Source organism: Leucobacter faecis, from assembly GCF_054456635.2.
In genome coordinates this window covers 57,853-73,332 of record NZ_JBTJEP020000010.1, presented here as the reverse complement: position 1 = coordinate 73,332, position 15,480 = coordinate 57,853, and the positions used below count along the sequence as shown (strand labels likewise).

Here is a 15,480-nt window from a genome sequence, read left to right as displayed (position 1 = left end):
TAACGGGGAGCCGCGATTTAGCTGGGGGTTTAGATGCTCCGAGGGCCTGCACAGTGGATTCGGGTAGATTTGTGGCTCGGTCATGTGCGTAAACCGCACCTGAAGACACGGGGAATACTGAATGAGCAAGAAACTCGCTGACGGATCTGTGCGTCAGGCGTTTGTGCGCCACGGCAAGCTGCGCCGCTCGAAGAGCTGGAGCAATGCGCTGCGGATTCTGTTGACGACCGCGATTGTTGTCGTGCTGAGCGGCGTCGCGACGGTTTCGTATGCGGTGTGGGGCCTCGCGAAAGAGATTCGCACCGTCGACCTGGTTGATAAGAAGGGCGATGCCGTTGGGGCGGGCAGCCAGTCGCTCGATGGTGAGCTGACGATTCTGCTGGCGGGCACGGACTCTCGTGTCGGGCAGGCCATCGACGACGGCGAGGAGGGCGAGCTCAACGACGTCAACCTGCTGCTGCACGTCTCGGCCGATCACCAGAACGCGACGGTGATTAGTTTTCCGCGTGACCTGATGGTGCCGATTCCGAGCTGCCCCGGCCCGAACGGTGAACCGAACTACTACTCGGCGATGAGTGAGCAGCAGCTCAACACCGCCATCTCGTACGGTGGTCTGCCGTGTGTCGCGGCGACAATTTCAGAGCTCACAGGCATCGACATTCCCTACGCCGGGCTCATCTCGTTCGACGGTGTGATCGGTGTCTCCAACGCGCTGGGTGGCGTTGACGTCTGTCTCGCGCAGCCCATTGTCGATCCCCATGCGAACCTCGATCTGCCCGCCGGTATGGTCACCCTGCAGGGTATGGATGCGCTGCAGTTTCTGCGCACCCGTCACGGTGTGGGCGATGGTGGCGACACTAGCCGCATCAGCAACCAGCAGGTGTTCATGTCTGCCCTGATGCGCGAATTGAAGAGCGCTGAAACGCTGTCTGATCCCGTCAAGGTGTACGGGCTTGCCAAGGCGGGCGTTGAGAACATGACGCTGTCGAAGAACATGGCGACGGTGCAGTTTATGCAGGCTCTCGCCGGCACGGTGAAGGACATCGACCTTGATCGTATTAATTTCGTGCAGTACCCAACGTTCTCACACCCCTACGAAGAGGGGCGCCTGACTCCCGATTACCTCAATGCGCAGACTCTCATGGATATCGTCAAGAGTGGCCAGCCGTTTGCGGTGACTGCGGTGGGCGAGGGTGTCGCGCCCGATGCGGGCGCTGGGGGAGACCCGTCGGTGCCGGCAGAGGATCCGGCCGTGACTGACCCGGCGGCAGACCCTGCTGTGGACCCCGAGACCGGCTTACCGATCGAGGGCGACGGGGCCGCGCCTCCCGTTGATGCAAGCGGAGCGGTCAAGCTGCCCGAAAACATCACGGGCCAACAGGCCAGCAACGAGACCTGTTCGGCGGGGCGCACGGTCTTTTGATCCGGTATTTCGCGTGACACGCCGAGAGACCCAGCTCACGATTTCACGTGAGCTGGGTCTTTCCGCTACAGTGGGGAACGGTGTTTACACCTAGGAGACGTGCCGGAGCGGCCGAACGGACTTCACTGCTAATGAAGGGTCGGGGTTAAACTCGACCGGGGGTTCAAATCCCCCCGTCTCCGCCAGATTGAACAACACGCAAGGCCCCTACTCCCTTAGAAAACATTGGGAAGTAGGGGCCTTTGCCGTTTCTAGTTTTCGCCGCGTGACAACAAATTGACAACAACCGCCGCACGCCGGGCGTGATCCAGGGCCACCGCCACGCCGTCTAGGTCGTCATCGAAGAGATCGGCGTACGTGTCTAGCGTCATGGCTGCGCTTGCGTGGCCGAGCATGCGCTGAACAGCTTTCACGTTTGCCCCGGCACTAATGGCAAGACTCGCTGCAGTGTGCCGCAAATCGTGTGGTGTGACGCGCGGCATTACCGGCGGCTCCACCTCGCCCCGCGCTTTGGCTTTGGCTGCTGCCTCGATGTCTTCGGCAATCACTTGTTGCACGGCCCGCTCAAACCAGCCCGAAGCGGCGTTACCTGGGCCGAGGTGAGCGCCACCGCGCCCCGCCCAAATAAGTGATGCCGGGCTCTTGCCTTTGCTCATACGCTCGAGATCCGCGTCTAGAAAAGAAGGGTAGGGCACTGAGCGTTGCTCGTGTGTTTTTGGTGTGCCGACAATGACGGTGCCGCCAACGTTGACAGCGTTCTCGACGATGTTGGCGCGGCGGCGCTCACGGTCAACGTGTTTGACGCGCAGCCCGGTTGCTTCGCCCCACCGCAGGCCGGTGTAAGCGAGAAAGCGCAGCAGCTCAGGATATTTGGACGCTGCAGCGACTCTCTCAACTTGAACGTGTGACAGGTAAACGCGGGGCTTGCTGCCCTTGCGGGGTGTCTTGACGTCGCGCGCCGGATTCGTCGTTATGCGGCGGTCTTTCACGGCACCGTCAAGGATTGAGGCGAGCACGCCGTGAGCGCGCTTCACGATGGTTGCTGAGCGCTCCTTGCTGAGCTTCGCAACCCAGGCGGCTACCTCAGTGTGACGGATTGACCCGACTTTGCGTTTGCCCCATTTGGGTCGCACATGGATGCGCCAAGACGTTTCAACGCTCGTGTGAGTGGAGGGTTTTACGGCGGCATCGTGGGCGTCGAGCCATTGCGCGCCGAGATCGTCAATGGTGACGTTGGCGTCTGTGGGGTTGACGTATTCGCCCCGGTGTTTGGACACCTCGACTTGCGCTAAGCGGGCTTCGGCGTCTCGTTTGCGTGTGAAGCCTCGCTCGTTGGTTTGGGTGTTGTCTGGGCGACGGTATGCAATGCGGTAGAGCTTGTCCCCTTGCGCGTTGGTGTATGCGTGAACGCTACCCATTGCTGTGGAACTTGTCGTGATCGGCACGCAGCGCTTCCATGACTGCTAGGGCGTGGTGCCCGGTCAGCTCAACTCGGTTCAGCTTTAGCGTGGCTTCAAGGCTGCCCAGCACGTCGCCCGAAGCGACCCATCCGGGGGTTTGGCGCGTCAGGCCGTCGCTTGCAAACTGAACGATATTTGCATGTGGATCAGTCAGTCCGTCAACAGTTTGGGCGTATGCGAGCATGGCCCGCCCGTATGCTATTGCGGCCCCACGCAAAGTGTTTGACGCTTCTTCTAATCTCCCTGCCACTGTCGCTAAGGGCACGCCGCTATCGCCGCCACCCAGCAGGTTCGAGGCCTCAACGCCGAGCGAGCTGGCGAGCGCGACGAGTTCCGCTGCTGAGACTCGCCTTTGACCTTTTTCAATCTTATTGAGCGTTTGCTGCTTGAAGTCAAAACCTCTTGCGTTCATGTATCCCGCGAGATCCGTTTGTGACATGCCTTTGGCTTCGCGTACAGACCGAACTCTGCGCCGTATCTCTTCCTCGTGAATGTTCATGCCTATGAGGATACCTAAAAGTGTGAGTGGTCACGAGAAATTAGCGCATTTCGCAAAAATCATGTTAGGGTGTGAGTGTTCACACGAAACCGTGACAAGTCACACCGAAAAGGAGTATCAGTGAGTGCGGAAAACGCAGAGCCCCTACAGCTCGCGAACTACAAGAGCCCTCAGGAAATCGCCGACCGTATCCCCGGCATGACCGTCTCGAATCTCGCGCAGCTGCGATTCAAGGGGCAGGGGCCGAAGTACATGAAACCTAGTCCAAAGGTCGTTATCTACGACTGGGCCGATGTCGTGGCCTGGCTTGAATCAACGAAGCGCGACGGAACTGCGGAGGTCGCGTAATGACTGCCCACCAGAAAGAAAACGGCCCCGAGCGAGTTGCAGCTCGCCGAGGCCAGAAGCTCAACACCCACGAAGGAATTGAAACCATGAACAGTCTCTCACACACCGACGACGGCCGCGATATTCGGTTCGAGCTCCCCAGCCTCAACGCGGGCGACGTGTCCGTTAGCAGCGGCTACCTCACCGGCGGCGGCGAACCCGACAGCCCGGTTATCGTGCTCGACGTTCCCGAACGTGACGCGGCACTCTCCCTGGAACAGGCGCTCAGTGTGATGGCGGCGCTCCAGTCCAGTGTCGTGCGGCTCATGGAGGAACAGGGCCGGCAGATTACCCGCCGCACCGAACCCGGCGCGCCCAGCTTTGAGGAGACGATCTAATGCGCGCCATGCACCAGCTCAGCAATGGCTGGACAATCGAAGAACGCGACAGCAGCAGGTCTGCGTTTATTGGCCCCGACGCGATCCACGACGGCTACGCCCGATTCACGGCCCGACTCGTGCGCATCCCCAGCAAAAAACTCGTTCGCGTCCTCCACTACCTCAACACAACCGACGAAGAGAAGGCCCGCTCTCTTCGCTCAGCCGCAAAAATCGCGCGCGGTAAAGCACGCAACCTGCCCTGGCAGCGCAGCCGCGCAAAGAACAGCCGCGCATGGGTGTTCGGCGTCACCCTGGGCGACCATATCAACGAAGCACAGGAGTTTGAACGGATCAGTCGCGAACTCACGACAGGTGCGCTTATTGGTGCTGAGACCATCGGGGGAGCCCTGTGAGCGGGCAGGTTGGCGGGCTCGACTTCGGCAGCGCATACGCTGCAGGCCACGACCTCGCCAAAGAACTCGTGACCATCGCCACCAGCCACGATCTAGGCGACATTCGCGAAGACGCCACCATCGAAGCGCTAGCGCGCGTCGTCAGGAAAACTGACAGCGGCATGTGGGGCGTAACGCTCGCTGAAACGGTGAAAATGCTTGCGGTCGCGCTTGCCGTATATGCGGATCTCGCGGCCGGGCGCGACCCGATGAACCCTACCGGCGGCACACCATGTCACGGCTGAGCATCAGCGCAGCGGCCACCGTGCACCTCGACGCGTGGTTTACCGCGCTCGACCGGGGGGAACTCGCCTTGTGGCAGCTCCCCCCGGCGGTAGCCCAGTACGTGTACATGGGTGAAGCGCTGGGCCGCGAACCGCTACTGCAGCAGATTCGCCGCCTGGAACACGAAGCCGATCTGCTTTACCTCGCAGCGTTCAGCCCCCGAGAGCGCGCCGCTCAATACCGGGCGCGCCTTGATCAGCATTTTCGACTTGAAGAGCAGCGCTTCTTTGCTGCAGAAGGTGGTCACAATGACTTCACAAACAATGGAACGAGTGAACGCGGCACCCTCCTACGGGCCGCATGAATTCTGGGACGCGCTCCCAGTGCTGGCGCAGATCAGGCAGCACGCCCGCGCACGCCTCGTAAGCCCGTGGGCAACCCTCGGGGTAGTCCTCGCCCGCGTCGTTACGACCATAGCGCCCGAGGTGGTACTACCGCCCATCGTTGGCGGGTACGCATCACTCAACCTATTCGTCGCGCTCGTCGCCCCGTCTGGTATGGGCAAGGGTGGAGCCGAAGCAGCAGGCCGCGAATTCTGTGCATGGCATCAGCCGCTCAGATTCTCAGAAATCACCATCGGCTCAGGTGAAGGAATCGCGACAGCGTACGGTCACACCGCGAAACACGAAGACGGTTCAGCCGCGTTTGAGCAGCACACCGACGCGGCCCTATTCAGTGTTCCCGAGGTTGACACGTTTCTAGCAGTCGCCGGGCGTTCAGGCTCGACGCTCTCAAGTGAGCTGCGCAAGCTGTGGAGTGGTGAAACTCTCGGCTTCAATAACCGCAGCAGCGAGCGGTCAGTGATTGTGCCCGCGCACCACTACCGGGCAGCTCTCCTCATGGGGGTGCAGCCCGAGCGGTCAGGCGCGCTGCTCGGGGACGAATCAGCAGGTGGGCTACCTCAGCGAATCCTGTGGTTGAGTGCAGCGGATCCAGACATGCCAGATTATGCGCCCGATAGCGTGCCCGCGCTCCAGGCATGGAAGCCGCCCACGCTGCCCGCCAACGAACACGGCAAACAGGTGTTGAACGTCTGCCATGAGGTGCGCCAGGTGGTCATGGACAACCACCGGGCCCGGCATCGCGGCGAAGGTGACGCGCTCGACGGCCACGCGCTTCTAACCCGGCTGAAAGTCGCCGCCGCGCTCAACATGCTTGCCCAGTCGCCAGTGCCAGGCGTGAACTCTGACGACTGGCATCTAGCGGGCTACGTGATGGACGAATCTAGCCGGGTGCGTCAGTCCTGTTTGGACGCGCTCAGGGGCGCTGCGCACGCCGCGAACATGGCCCGCGCGCTCGCACGCGGCGACGCCGAGATCGAGACCGACGTGCGCGCCGCCGATGTCGCGACCGCGAAAGCGAAAGAGCGGATCTTGTTGCACGTTGGGGCTGCTCCCATTGGTGCGAGTGCAGTGCGCAAAAAGCTCTCACCGAAGCTTCGCGACTACTTCGATGCCGCCCTCGAGGAGCTCGAGCAGGAGGGTGTCGTGACAGTGGCCGAGGTTGAATACCAGGGCCAGAAGGGCCTGAGAATCACCCTCAATGCGTCTAGGGGTGACGAAATCACCACCCCTAAAAACGGCTAAAACATTGGGCTGTAAGGGGTGGTGAAAACGTCACCCCTTACGGTCAAAACGATAGGAAACCCATGAACACCAAGTTTCGCGGCCTCAAAGTACGCCCCTACGAATTCCGACAAAAAGACGGCAACACACGCCCCGTCCTCGCGTTCTACGCAGGCGGCGGCAAACCCATCGCGTTCATCGAATTCGACGCAGCACGCGGTCTTGTGGACGCGGTGCATGATGCGTGTGATGCACACGAACAGCTGCTTCGAGAGGCCGACAAGTGAGGCTCACACCTCGAGCGCACACAGCGTTTGAGCGACTACAAGACGCCCTCGAAACAACCCGGCCCGACTGCCACCGCGACGACAGGTTTATCGCCGACCGGCAAGACCTCGAGCCCGGCGACCTCGACGTGATGCGCGCCATATGCGCCGCGTGCCCGGTACGCGTGCCATGCGCAGAATTCGCGGCAACCGCCAAACCATTAGCCGGCCACTGGGCCACCACACGATAGGAGCATGACATGACCAGCATCAACGATCTCGAGCAAGACGTCGCCAGACTCAAACACGCGCTCGCTGCTGAGCGCGAATGCCGACGCAACGCGCAACGCAAAGCCAACAAGCTACAGACCGACCTCGACCCCGCCCGGCAACAAGTCGTGCGTCTGACCACCGAGAACGGGGTGCTGCGCTCCAAACTCGCAGACATCGAAAATCGTGCGACCGCCGCTGAACATCGCGTAGTAGTCGCCAAGGGCGAAGCCCTACAACACCGTGCCGCAATCGAGCGACGCGACCAAACCATCGCGGGGCTGCGCTCCGCACTCACCAACCGAAAGGATGCTATCCATGTCTGACCAGATGAACGACGTACAGGCCGACGACACCACCGAGGTCGTTGAAGAAGTTTCTGTTTCTGAATCCGTCGAAGATGAGACCATCGACACTGACACGGTGCAGGATGACACGGCACCGGACGACGACGACCGCACCGACCCGCGCGTGAAAAAAGCGCGCGACGAATCCGCACGATACCGGCGCGCGCTTCGAGACGCCGAAACCACACTGGCTGAACGCGACACCCTCATCGAATCACTGCAGAGAGACCTCATCGCCTCACAGCTGCAGCGCGTCAAGGCCGAAGCTATCCCCGCTCTCGGTCGAACCTACGCCGAATTCTTTGTAGACGGCACCATCGACCTCGAAGCCCTCGCCGAGTTCGAGAAAGAAGGAGAAAAGACGTTCGGAATCAGGCGGTTCCAAGGCGGCGGACATCAAGGTTCAGGCGGCCGCCACCCGAGCACCGAACAACCCACCTTCGGCGCGCTACTACGCCGATAGCCGCCACGACGCCCGGCTGATAGAATCGTTCCAGGTACTATCAGCCGGGCGCTGACGTACCAACACCCCGCAGACAGGTTTCTGCACACACCACCTGCGCCAGGCGCGCACCGGGTAGAGCATGGCTCCCCGTACTCAACAAATCATTTTGAGCGCGCCAACAATCACACGGCGCAGGAAGGCCAAAATCATGGCTACCTTCAACAACAACACACCGGCAACATTCACCCCCGCAGACTTCGGCGAACTTCTCGTCGCGACCGCACAGCAAACGTCAGTCGCAATGCAAGTCACAAACGTTGTCACCACCAACTCGCGCGAATACCGCATTCCCATCGTCAACCAGGAAATCACTTCCGCATGGTACGGCGAAGGGGAAACATTCACGCCCTCAGACATCGGCCTCGACGAAGAAGTTATCGAACCCAAAAAGATTGTTGGGTTCACGAAGATCTCGCGCGAGTTCGCCGCCGACGCGTCACCCGAAGCGCAGACCATCGTAGGGCAGTCCATCGCACGCAGCATCGCCCGTTGGGTAGACGTCGCGTTCATCGCTGGGGAAAGCCTCAACCCGAAACAGCCCGCCGGCCTCAACGACATTCCCGACAGTCAGGTGACCATCGTTGAAGCGGGCGCAGCATGGGAGAACGTCGACCCCTTCACCGAAGCGACCATCAAGGCCGAATCGGTTGGCGCGCCCCTCACAGCATTCGTCGCCGGTGCAGATGTTGTTACCGTGCTCTCGAAGCTGAAGCGCGAGGCAGGCTCCAACGAACCACTACTCGCACCCGACGCGAACAGCCCCACGCTCCGCACCATCGCAGGTGTGCCGCTCTACGTCAGTAACACCAGCTTGCCCGGTGTCGTGTACGGCATTAGCGCACCAACAATCACCACCGTTGTACGCAACGAAGCAACCATCGAGACCGACCACTCGCGCTACTTCGATAGTGGTCAGGTCGCAGTACGCGGCGAAGCACGCATCGCGTTCGGGTTCCCGTGGAAGAAAGCCATCGTACGCATCAAGCTCGACAGCGCGCAGGCAATCCCCGACCCCGAAGGCTAACCACCTAAGAGGCTGGGGCGCAGCACACACCACCGCTGCGCCCCAGCCCCAGGGGAGACACACCACCGCCCAACATCAGGTGGGGGCGGGGCCAGGCTCGACCTCGCACCCCAACCCGCCGGTGAGAGCCGAAGAGTGTTTGTGTCTCCTTAGCTCGGTTTTTTGGAAGGACTGAATGATGGTTGATGAGTTTGATGGTGAGCCGGTGCCGCCGCCCGAGTATTTGGGTGTTCGTGGTGCCGCGTTTTGGGTGGCTCAGCAAGCCGCGTATGAGTGGGATGAGCATGACTCGCAGGTGTTGGTGGAGGCGTGCCGCACGTTGGACACGATTGATGCTCTCGCCGCTGCTATTGAGCATGATGGTGTGATGCTTGCGGGGTCGCAGGGGCAGCCGGTGCTCAATGGTGCGGTGGCTGAGCTTCGGCAGCAGCAGACCTCACTTGCTCGTTTGCTTGCTGCGTTGGATCTTGACGCCGAGGAGGTTGGGGTGAAGAGCCCGCAGCAGGTGCGCTCTCAGACTGCGAATCGCGCCCGGTGGAAGGGTGGCCGGCGTGGCTAGGCGTAGGCGTGTTCGTGCCGTCGTTGTTGTAGATGAGAGCATCCCGAGTGAGCTGCTGAGTGTTGACGCGTTGGAGTGGTCATCGTGGGAGATGTTGGCGGCATGGTGTGCTGAGCGTGGCTATCAGCGGCCGCGTGGCAGGTTGCGCCCGTGGTTCACGCCGGTGATGTTTCATCGGCAGGCGGTAGAGCGGTGGGCTCGCGCTAATGGTCGTGTGGTGGGGGATAGTGGGCGTGTTGATTGGGTGGCTCTTGCCGCGTCTGGGGTTCCTGCCGTGACCGCGCAGCAGTCGGTCTCGTGACAACATTCTGACAACAAACATTTGAGATTGAACGCGCCCCGAAGTGATCGAGATGACCAAAGAGCCGCGTGATAACAACGAAGTTAAAGAGGAGCTAGTGTCTGAGCGGATCTGATTAGGTTTCAAATCCCCCCGTCTCCGCCAGATTTACAACAAACACAAAGCCCCAACTTTCCAGTAATTCAAGGAAGTCGGGGCTTTGTTGTTTTGCGGTCAGCCGCGCGGGGAACAAGAGAACAGCTATTCCAGGTTGACCCTATTAACCTGGAATAGTGGCGACACTATTCCAGGTTGCGCCTGCAGCGCGTTCAGTTTCGCGTGGCCCAGCCTCGTCACGCTGTTCGAATCAAGGAGCCATATTCGGAGTGGTTTGCGCCGCCCGGCGACGGGTCGCCAGCCAGGCGATAAATTATTACCGTGACCATGCGCAACTACAGCGAGGTCGACGTGTTCTCGTCGACACCATATTTCGGCAACCCGCTCGCGATCGTTCATGGCGCCGAGGGGTTAACGACTGAAGAGATGCAGCGCTTCGCGAAGTGGACGAACCTCGCCGAAACCACGTTTCTACTGCGACCGGCCGACCCCGCCGCCGACTACCGGGTGCGCATCTTCTCTGCCAGCCAAGAATTTCCTTTCGCCGGGCACCCCACCTTGGGGTCTGCGTTTGCCTGGCTTCAAGCGGGTGGCGTGCCGGCACAAGCAGGCACCGTCGTGCAGGAGTGCGGCGCGGGGCTCGTGAAGGTGCGGGTGGACGGCCAGAAATTCTCGTTCTTGGCCCCACCTCTGACGCGTTTTGAGCCAGTCGAGGAGTCCCTCGTGCAGGAGCTGGCCGCTGCATTGGGTGTTCCCCGGGAGCGCATCCTGGACGCATCATGGGTAGTCAACGGACCAGAGTGGATTGGTGTCAGGCTCTCGAGCGCGCAAGAGGTGCTCGCGTTGAGCCCCGATCCCGCAGACCTCGGCTCACTCTCGATAGGTGTCGTCGGGCCCTACGCGCCGGGCGGCGACGTGCAGTTTGAGGTGCGTGCGTTTCTAGGTGGCGACCCGGTCTGGGAGGACCCCGTCACGGGCAGCCTCAACGCAGGCTTGGCCGAGTGGCTGACATCGGTTGGAATCGCAGACCGGCAGTACGTTGCAGCCCAGGGGACGGCTATTGGTTACCAGGGCCGCGTGCACGTGTCCGTCGAAGACGACGGCATCTGGATCGGTGGAACGGTCTCGAGCTGCGTCAGGGGCGAAGTGAACCTCTGAGTTTAGAGCGTAGGTTGGGTCGTGCGGCTCATCGCAATGTCCGCTCTATTTCAAGCAGGGCACACTTCTAGAATGCGTCGCCCTACCGCTCACCGCGCGCGAGCTTCGACTCCCACGGCTATGTCCACTGATGCCTATGGTTTCGACTGGCGCCTATGAAACCGTGCGCTGTAACGCCGACGAAACCATAGGCGCGGGTCGCAACCATAGGCGTAGGTGGAGGCAAACACCGACACGGCCACAACCGCCCTACCGTTCGCCGCGCGCGAGCTTCGACGGCCACCACACCTTGCGCCCAATATCGGTCGCCAGCGCGGGCACCAGCAGCGAGCGCACAATGAACGTGTCAAGCAGTACACCGAACGCCACGATGAAGGCGATCTGCGCGAGAAACAAGATCGGAATCACCGCGAGCGCCGCGAACGTCGCAGCGAGTACGAGCCCGGCCGATGTAATCACGCCGCCGGTGATCGCGAGGCCCCGCGAGATGCCCTCGTGGGTGCCGTGCGCAATCGATTCTTCGCGCACCCGCGTCATCAAGAAGATGTTGTAGTCGATGCCCAGCGCCACCAAGAACACGAATCCATAGAGTGGCACGGCCGGATCTGCACCCGGAAAGTCGAACACGTGGTTGAACACGAGGGCTGCGACGCCCAGCGCGGTGCCAAACGACAACACGGTCGTGGCGATCAGAATGAGCGGTGCCACGATCGATCGCAACAGCAGCATCAAGATCACCAAGATTACGAGCAGCACGACGGGAATAATGAGCGTGCGATCGTGAATCGAAGCATCATTCGTGTCGATCGCGGTCGCGGTCACGCCGCCCACGAGCGCCCCGCTGCCCGCAAGTTCGTGCCGGATCTCGCGCACCGTCTGCTCCGCCGCATCTGAATCTGCGGCGTCGCTCAGGGTGGCTTGCAGCAGCACGTCGCCCGCGGCGACTGTCGGTTCGGGCGCGGGGGTGCCGGGCGGCCCCAGCGGTTGCACGCCGTCCTTCGTGACGGGGGCGGTGCCGCTGGGGGAGTCGGCCGCGACCACCGTGACGCTGTCGACGCCCGCGACGCCGAGCACCGTGGTGGCCGCCTGCTGCAGATCCGGTGCCTTCGTAATTACGTACGCCGGGCTGCCAGAACCGCCAGGAAAATGCTTGCCGAGGGCCTGCTGGCCGTCGCGCGCCTCGCTCGCGCCGAGCACGAGATCGGACTGGGGTACGCCCGAGGCGTTCAGCTGGCCCGCGCCCACGACACCCACGAGCAGTACGAGCACGGTGATGATCCAGATGGGGCGCGGGCGGCGGCGAATGAGCGCCGCGAGCCTGGCCCACACGCCCGTGGGCATGCCGTGTTCTGCGGCGACGAGCTCGGGCTCGAAGTGCGGGCGCCTGGGCCAGAACGCGGCCCGCCCAAACGCGAACAGGATCGCGGGCAGCAGCGTGAGCGCCGCGAGCATCGCAAACACGATGCCCACCGAGGCGACCGGGCCCAGCGAGCTGTTCGACTTCAGATCAGACAGCAGCAGGCACAAAAGCCCCGCGATGACCGTGCCGCCCGACGCCAAGATGGGTTCAAACGAGCCCCGGATCGCCTGCAGGGTGGCCTCTCCGCGGTCTTGCGTGATGCGCAGCTGCTCGCGGTAGCGCGAGACGTAGAGCAGTGAGTAGTCGGTGGCGGCGCCGATCACGAGGATGAAGAGGATGCCCTGGGTTTGGCCCGAGAGCATGAAGAGACCCCATTTGGCGAGCCACCAGTTGGTGAGGAGCGCGACGGTGAGGGCCATGAGGCTCGTCGTGAGCACCGCGACAGGCAGCAAGAGGGACCGATAGACGACGACGAGAATAATGAAGACGGCGATGAGGGCGACGCCGAGCAGTAGGCCGTCGATGCCCGAGAAGCCGTTGACGAGATCGGCGGTGAAGCCGGCGGGGCCGGTCACATACACGTCGACGCCTGCGGGGGCGGCTGCGCGCAGCTCATCGCCAATGCCCGTGGTCGCCTCGCGAATCGTGTTCTTACCCTCGATGGGTACGAACGCCTGCGCCGCCATGCCGTCTTCTGAGGGAATGAGCGGCGAGATGTCGGTCGACACATTGGGTACGGTGCTTGGAAGGTCGTTCACTGCCGTCGAGAGCGCTTCGAGGGTCGCTTCGCTGAGCTTCTCGTCGCCCGTGATGACGACGACCGCGGGGATCGCCTCTGAGTCGCGAAAGTCGGCGAGGCGCTGCTGCACCTGAGTCGCGTCGGCCGAGCTGGGCAAGTAGGTGGTCTGGTCGTTGGAAGACACCTCACTCACCTTGCCGAAGTAGGGACCGCCCACGCTGCCCGCGCCCACCCACAGCAGAATCAACAGGGCGGGAATAAGGATGCGGAGCCAGCGGCGGCGTCCGTGTTTGGGGTGTTGGTTCATGACCCTCTCCAACTTATCTAGCCAGGTTGTTTAATATCTAAGTGGATATAGATTCTGTCGGCTAATATAGCACCATGTCTGCGCCGGATCCATCCCAGCCCCCAGCCGTGGGACTGTATGACGTGGGGTCCAACGACCCCAATAGTCAGCTGATCGACCGCACCGGGATCGACCCGGCCTCAATGGCACAGATCGGCTCAATCATGCAGGCGCTCGGCGCGCTGCGCGACGCCGAAGAGAAGCTCGCAGAGGCCTCGCTCGCATACATGAAACTCGGGCGCACCGATATGCGTGCGCTGCACTACCTCATCGTGACGTCGAACTCGGGTCAGGTCGTTACCCCCGGCGCCATTGCGGCCCACCTCAAAATCTCAACCGCCTCGACGACAAAACTGCTCGACCGGCTCGAGCGGGGCGGCCACATCACGCGGTCGATTCACCCGAGCGACCGCCGCGCCTTTGCGATCGAGATCACGCCAGAAACTCGCGAGGCCGCGATGCAAACCGTCGGCCGTCAGCAGGCGAAAAGGTTTCACGCGGCCGCGCGGCTCACAGGCGACGAGCGCGAAGTAGTTGCACGGTTCCTCACAGACATGGCGCGCGAGCTCGACGTCTCGGGTGAGCCCTGGGCCGAGGGGCTGGGGTAGTGGCGCCGGGGGCGGCGGGCTCCGAGGCGGTCGGCCCCGATTCTGTTGTAAGCCTCGTATGGTTTCGCGATGACCTGCGGGTGAGAGATCACGAGGCGCTTACCGCAGCGTTCGCTGCCGAGGGGTCAGTCATCGGGGTGTTCGTGCTCGACGAAGAGTCACCGGGCGTGCGCGCACTGGGGGGTGCGAGTAAGTGGTGGCTGCACCACTCGATCGAATCGCTTGCAGCTTCACTCGCCGCGCTCGGGGTGCCCCTGGTGTTGCGGCGCGGGCCTGCGGCGCAGGTGGTGCCCCAAGTGGCTGCGCAGACCGGCGCGACGGCCGTTTTCTGGAACCGTCGATACGGTGGTGCCGAACGGCGGGTCGACGCCCAGGCCGAAGCAGCGATCGCGGCAGCGGGTGTGGCGGCGCATACCTTCGCGGGGAGCCTGCTGCACGAACCAGGCGAGATTCTCACCGACACGGGCACGCCCTACCGTGTCTATTCTGCGTTCTGGCGGCAGGTGCTGCGCAGGCCGGCGCCCCGGCAACCGCTGCCCGCGCCGCTGCCCGCCAGCACCGCGACCGGATCCGGATCCGGATCTGCACCTGCCCTCGCTCCCGCGGTCGTTAGCGACCCATTGAGCGAATGGGAGCTCCTGCCCACGCGCCCCGATTGGGCCGGCGGGTTGTGTGACCGCTGGCAGCCGGGCGAGCGCGCTGCGCAATCGCGCCTCGCAGAATTCTTGCGCGACGATATCGCCGAATATGACGAGGCACGAGACGCGCTCGCCAACGAGGGCACGTCGTCGCTCTCACCGCACCTGCGCTGGGGCGAGATCAGCTCGCGGCAGGTCTGGCACGCGGCGGCGCAGCACGCGACCAACGTCGGCGGATTCTTGTCAGAGATTGCGTGGCGTGAGTTTGCATGGCACACGCTGTTCCACAATCCAGACATGGGCACGGTCAGCCTCGATGCACGGTTCGACCCGCACGCGTGGGTGGTGCGCCCCGCGGCAGAGCAAGCAGCAGTGGTCTCGGCGTGGCAGCGTGGCGAGACCGGGTTTGGCGTCGTCGACGCTGGCATGCGCGAGCTGTGGCACACGGGCACCATGCACAACCGCGCCCGCATGATCGTGGCATCGCTGCTCACCAAGAATCTCGGGGTGGATTGGCGCGTGGGGGAGGCGTGGTTCTGGGACACCCTCGTCGACGCAGATCAGGCCAACAACCCGTTTAACTGGCAGTGGGTGGCGGGCTGCGGTCTCGACGCGGCACCATACTTTCGTATCTTCAACCCCGAGCTGCAGGCCAAGAAGTTTGATCCACTGGGGCTCTACCAATCACGCTGGGCGGCAGACTCACTCGGGTTGCCACCAATGGCCGATCTACGCACCAGCCGCATCGCGGCGCTCGCGCGCTATGACCGCATCAAACACGCCTGAGGGTTACGGCTTGAGGTTTGACACCCACGGCCTCGCGCGGTGTGAGCGGTGAAGCGGACTGGTGCCAAAATAGTTGAGGGGGTGTC

18 protein-coding genes and 1 tRNA gene are annotated in these 15,480 nt (G+C 62.5%); 15 read left to right on the top strand and 4 right to left on the bottom strand.

Going from position 1 to position 15,480, the window contains the following annotated elements; translation table 11 throughout:
* Window positions 1–121 precede the first annotated feature (121 nt).
* On the top strand, window positions 122–1,423 hold the full coding sequence (locus tag ACXR2T_RS09485) for an LCP family protein (RefSeq protein ID WP_458838488.1): 1,302 nt from the start codon (window positions 122–124) through the stop codon (window positions 1,421–1,423).
* A gap of 93 nt (window positions 1,424–1,516) precedes the next feature.
* Window positions 1,517–1,608: transfer RNA gene (locus ACXR2T_RS09480), tRNA-Ser, on the top strand.
* Between the two features lie 66 nt (window positions 1,609–1,674).
* Here ACXR2T_RS09480 and ACXR2T_RS09475 read toward each other — a convergent pair.
* Entirely contained in the window at window positions 1,675–2,841 is a 1,167-nt protein-coding gene (locus ACXR2T_RS09475; protein ID WP_458838487.1) for a tyrosine-type recombinase/integrase, read from the bottom strand.
* Window positions 2,834–3,382 (bottom strand): helix-turn-helix domain-containing protein, encoded by a 549-nt coding sequence (locus ACXR2T_RS09470; RefSeq protein ID WP_458838486.1) that lies wholly within the window; start codon window positions 3,380–3,382, stop codon window positions 2,834–2,836. The genes ACXR2T_RS09475 and ACXR2T_RS09470 overlap by 8 nt, the downstream gene beginning before the upstream one ends.
* Window positions 3,383–3,502: 120 nt before the next feature.
* On the opposite strand from ACXR2T_RS09470, the gene ACXR2T_RS09465 reads away from it, so the two are divergent.
* Genes ACXR2T_RS09465 through ACXR2T_RS09450 form a run of 4 tightly spaced genes read left to right on the top strand, consistent with a single transcriptional unit; the run spans window position 3,503 to window position 4,786 of the window.
* Window positions 3,503–3,730, top strand: coding sequence for a helix-turn-helix transcriptional regulator (locus tag ACXR2T_RS09465; protein ID WP_458838485.1), 228 nt, complete (start codon window positions 3,503–3,505; stop codon window positions 3,728–3,730).
* Window positions 3,730–4,107: a hypothetical protein gene (locus ACXR2T_RS09460; protein WP_489945519.1), complete on the top strand. Its 378-nt coding sequence runs from the start codon at window positions 3,730–3,732 to the stop codon at window positions 4,105–4,107. The genes ACXR2T_RS09465 and ACXR2T_RS09460 overlap by 1 nt, the downstream gene beginning before the upstream one ends.
* Window positions 4,107–4,502 (top strand): hypothetical protein, encoded by a 396-nt coding sequence (locus ACXR2T_RS09455; protein WP_458838483.1) that lies wholly within the window; start codon window positions 4,107–4,109, stop codon window positions 4,500–4,502. The genes ACXR2T_RS09460 and ACXR2T_RS09455 overlap by 1 nt, the downstream gene beginning before the upstream one ends.
* Window positions 4,499–4,786, top strand: a complete 288-nt coding sequence (locus ACXR2T_RS09450) for a hypothetical protein (RefSeq protein ID WP_458838482.1) — start codon at window positions 4,499–4,501, stop codon at window positions 4,784–4,786. The genes ACXR2T_RS09455 and ACXR2T_RS09450 overlap by 4 nt, the downstream gene beginning before the upstream one ends.
* A 134-nt stretch (window positions 4,787–4,920) precedes the next feature.
* Here the strand turns inward: ACXR2T_RS09450 and ACXR2T_RS09445 are convergent, their stop codons facing one another.
* Window positions 4,921–5,073 (bottom strand): hypothetical protein, encoded by a 153-nt coding sequence (locus tag ACXR2T_RS09445; RefSeq protein ID WP_489945518.1) that lies wholly within the window; start codon window positions 5,071–5,073, stop codon window positions 4,921–4,923.
* A gap of 1 nt (window position 5,074) precedes the next feature.
* Here ACXR2T_RS09445 and ACXR2T_RS09440 point away from each other — a divergent pair, with 1 nt between their 5' ends.
* From ACXR2T_RS09440 to ACXR2T_RS09410, 7 genes are all read left to right on the top strand, one after another.
* A complete protein-coding gene (locus tag ACXR2T_RS09440) occupies window positions 5,075–6,412 on the top strand; it encodes a YfjI family protein (RefSeq protein WP_458838480.1) in 1,338 nt (445 codons plus the stop codon).
* Between the two features lie 62 nt (window positions 6,413–6,474).
* A complete protein-coding gene (locus tag ACXR2T_RS09435) occupies window positions 6,475–6,678 on the top strand; it encodes a hypothetical protein (RefSeq protein WP_458838479.1) in 204 nt (67 codons plus the stop codon).
* A 239-nt stretch (window positions 6,679–6,917) separates the two neighbouring features.
* The gene (locus ACXR2T_RS09430; RefSeq protein ID WP_458838478.1) at window positions 6,918–7,253 is read left to right on the top strand and encodes a hypothetical protein; all 336 of its coding nucleotides are present in this window, start codon (window positions 6,918–6,920) and stop codon (window positions 7,251–7,253) included.
* On the top strand, window positions 7,246–7,737 hold the full coding sequence (locus tag ACXR2T_RS09425) for a hypothetical protein (protein WP_458838477.1): 492 nt from the start codon (window positions 7,246–7,248) through the stop codon (window positions 7,735–7,737). The genes ACXR2T_RS09430 and ACXR2T_RS09425 overlap by 8 nt, the downstream gene beginning before the upstream one ends.
* A gap of 190 nt (window positions 7,738–7,927) precedes the next feature.
* Entirely contained in the window at window positions 7,928–8,803 is an 876-nt protein-coding gene (locus ACXR2T_RS09420) for a phage major capsid protein (RefSeq protein WP_458838476.1), read from the top strand.
* 175 nt (window positions 8,804–8,978) lie between these two features.
* Window positions 8,979–9,362, top strand: coding sequence for a hypothetical protein (locus ACXR2T_RS09415; protein ID WP_458838475.1), 384 nt, complete (start codon window positions 8,979–8,981; stop codon window positions 9,360–9,362).
* Window positions 9,363–10,086: 724 nt separating this feature from the next.
* Window positions 10,087–10,917 (top strand): PhzF family phenazine biosynthesis protein, encoded by an 831-nt coding sequence (locus tag ACXR2T_RS09410; protein ID WP_458838546.1) that lies wholly within the window; start codon window positions 10,087–10,089, stop codon window positions 10,915–10,917.
* Window positions 10,918–11,166: 249 nt separating this feature from the next.
* On the opposite strand, the gene ACXR2T_RS09405 is transcribed toward ACXR2T_RS09410, so the two are convergent.
* Window positions 11,167–13,323: an MMPL family transporter gene (locus ACXR2T_RS09405; RefSeq protein WP_458838474.1), complete on the bottom strand. Its 2,157-nt coding sequence runs from the start codon at window positions 13,321–13,323 to the stop codon at window positions 11,167–11,169.
* 74 nt (window positions 13,324–13,397) lie between these two features.
* On the opposite strand from ACXR2T_RS09405, the gene ACXR2T_RS09400 reads away from it, so the two are divergent.
* On the top strand, window positions 13,398–13,970 hold the full coding sequence (locus tag ACXR2T_RS09400; RefSeq protein ID WP_458813297.1) for a MarR family winged helix-turn-helix transcriptional regulator: 573 nt from the start codon (window positions 13,398–13,400) through the stop codon (window positions 13,968–13,970).
* Window positions 13,970–15,394 (top strand): cryptochrome/photolyase family protein, encoded by a 1,425-nt coding sequence (locus ACXR2T_RS09395; RefSeq protein ID WP_458838473.1) that lies wholly within the window; start codon window positions 13,970–13,972, stop codon window positions 15,392–15,394. Before ACXR2T_RS09400 ends, ACXR2T_RS09395 begins: the two co-directional genes overlap by 1 nt.
* Window positions 15,395–15,480 lie beyond the last annotated feature (86 nt).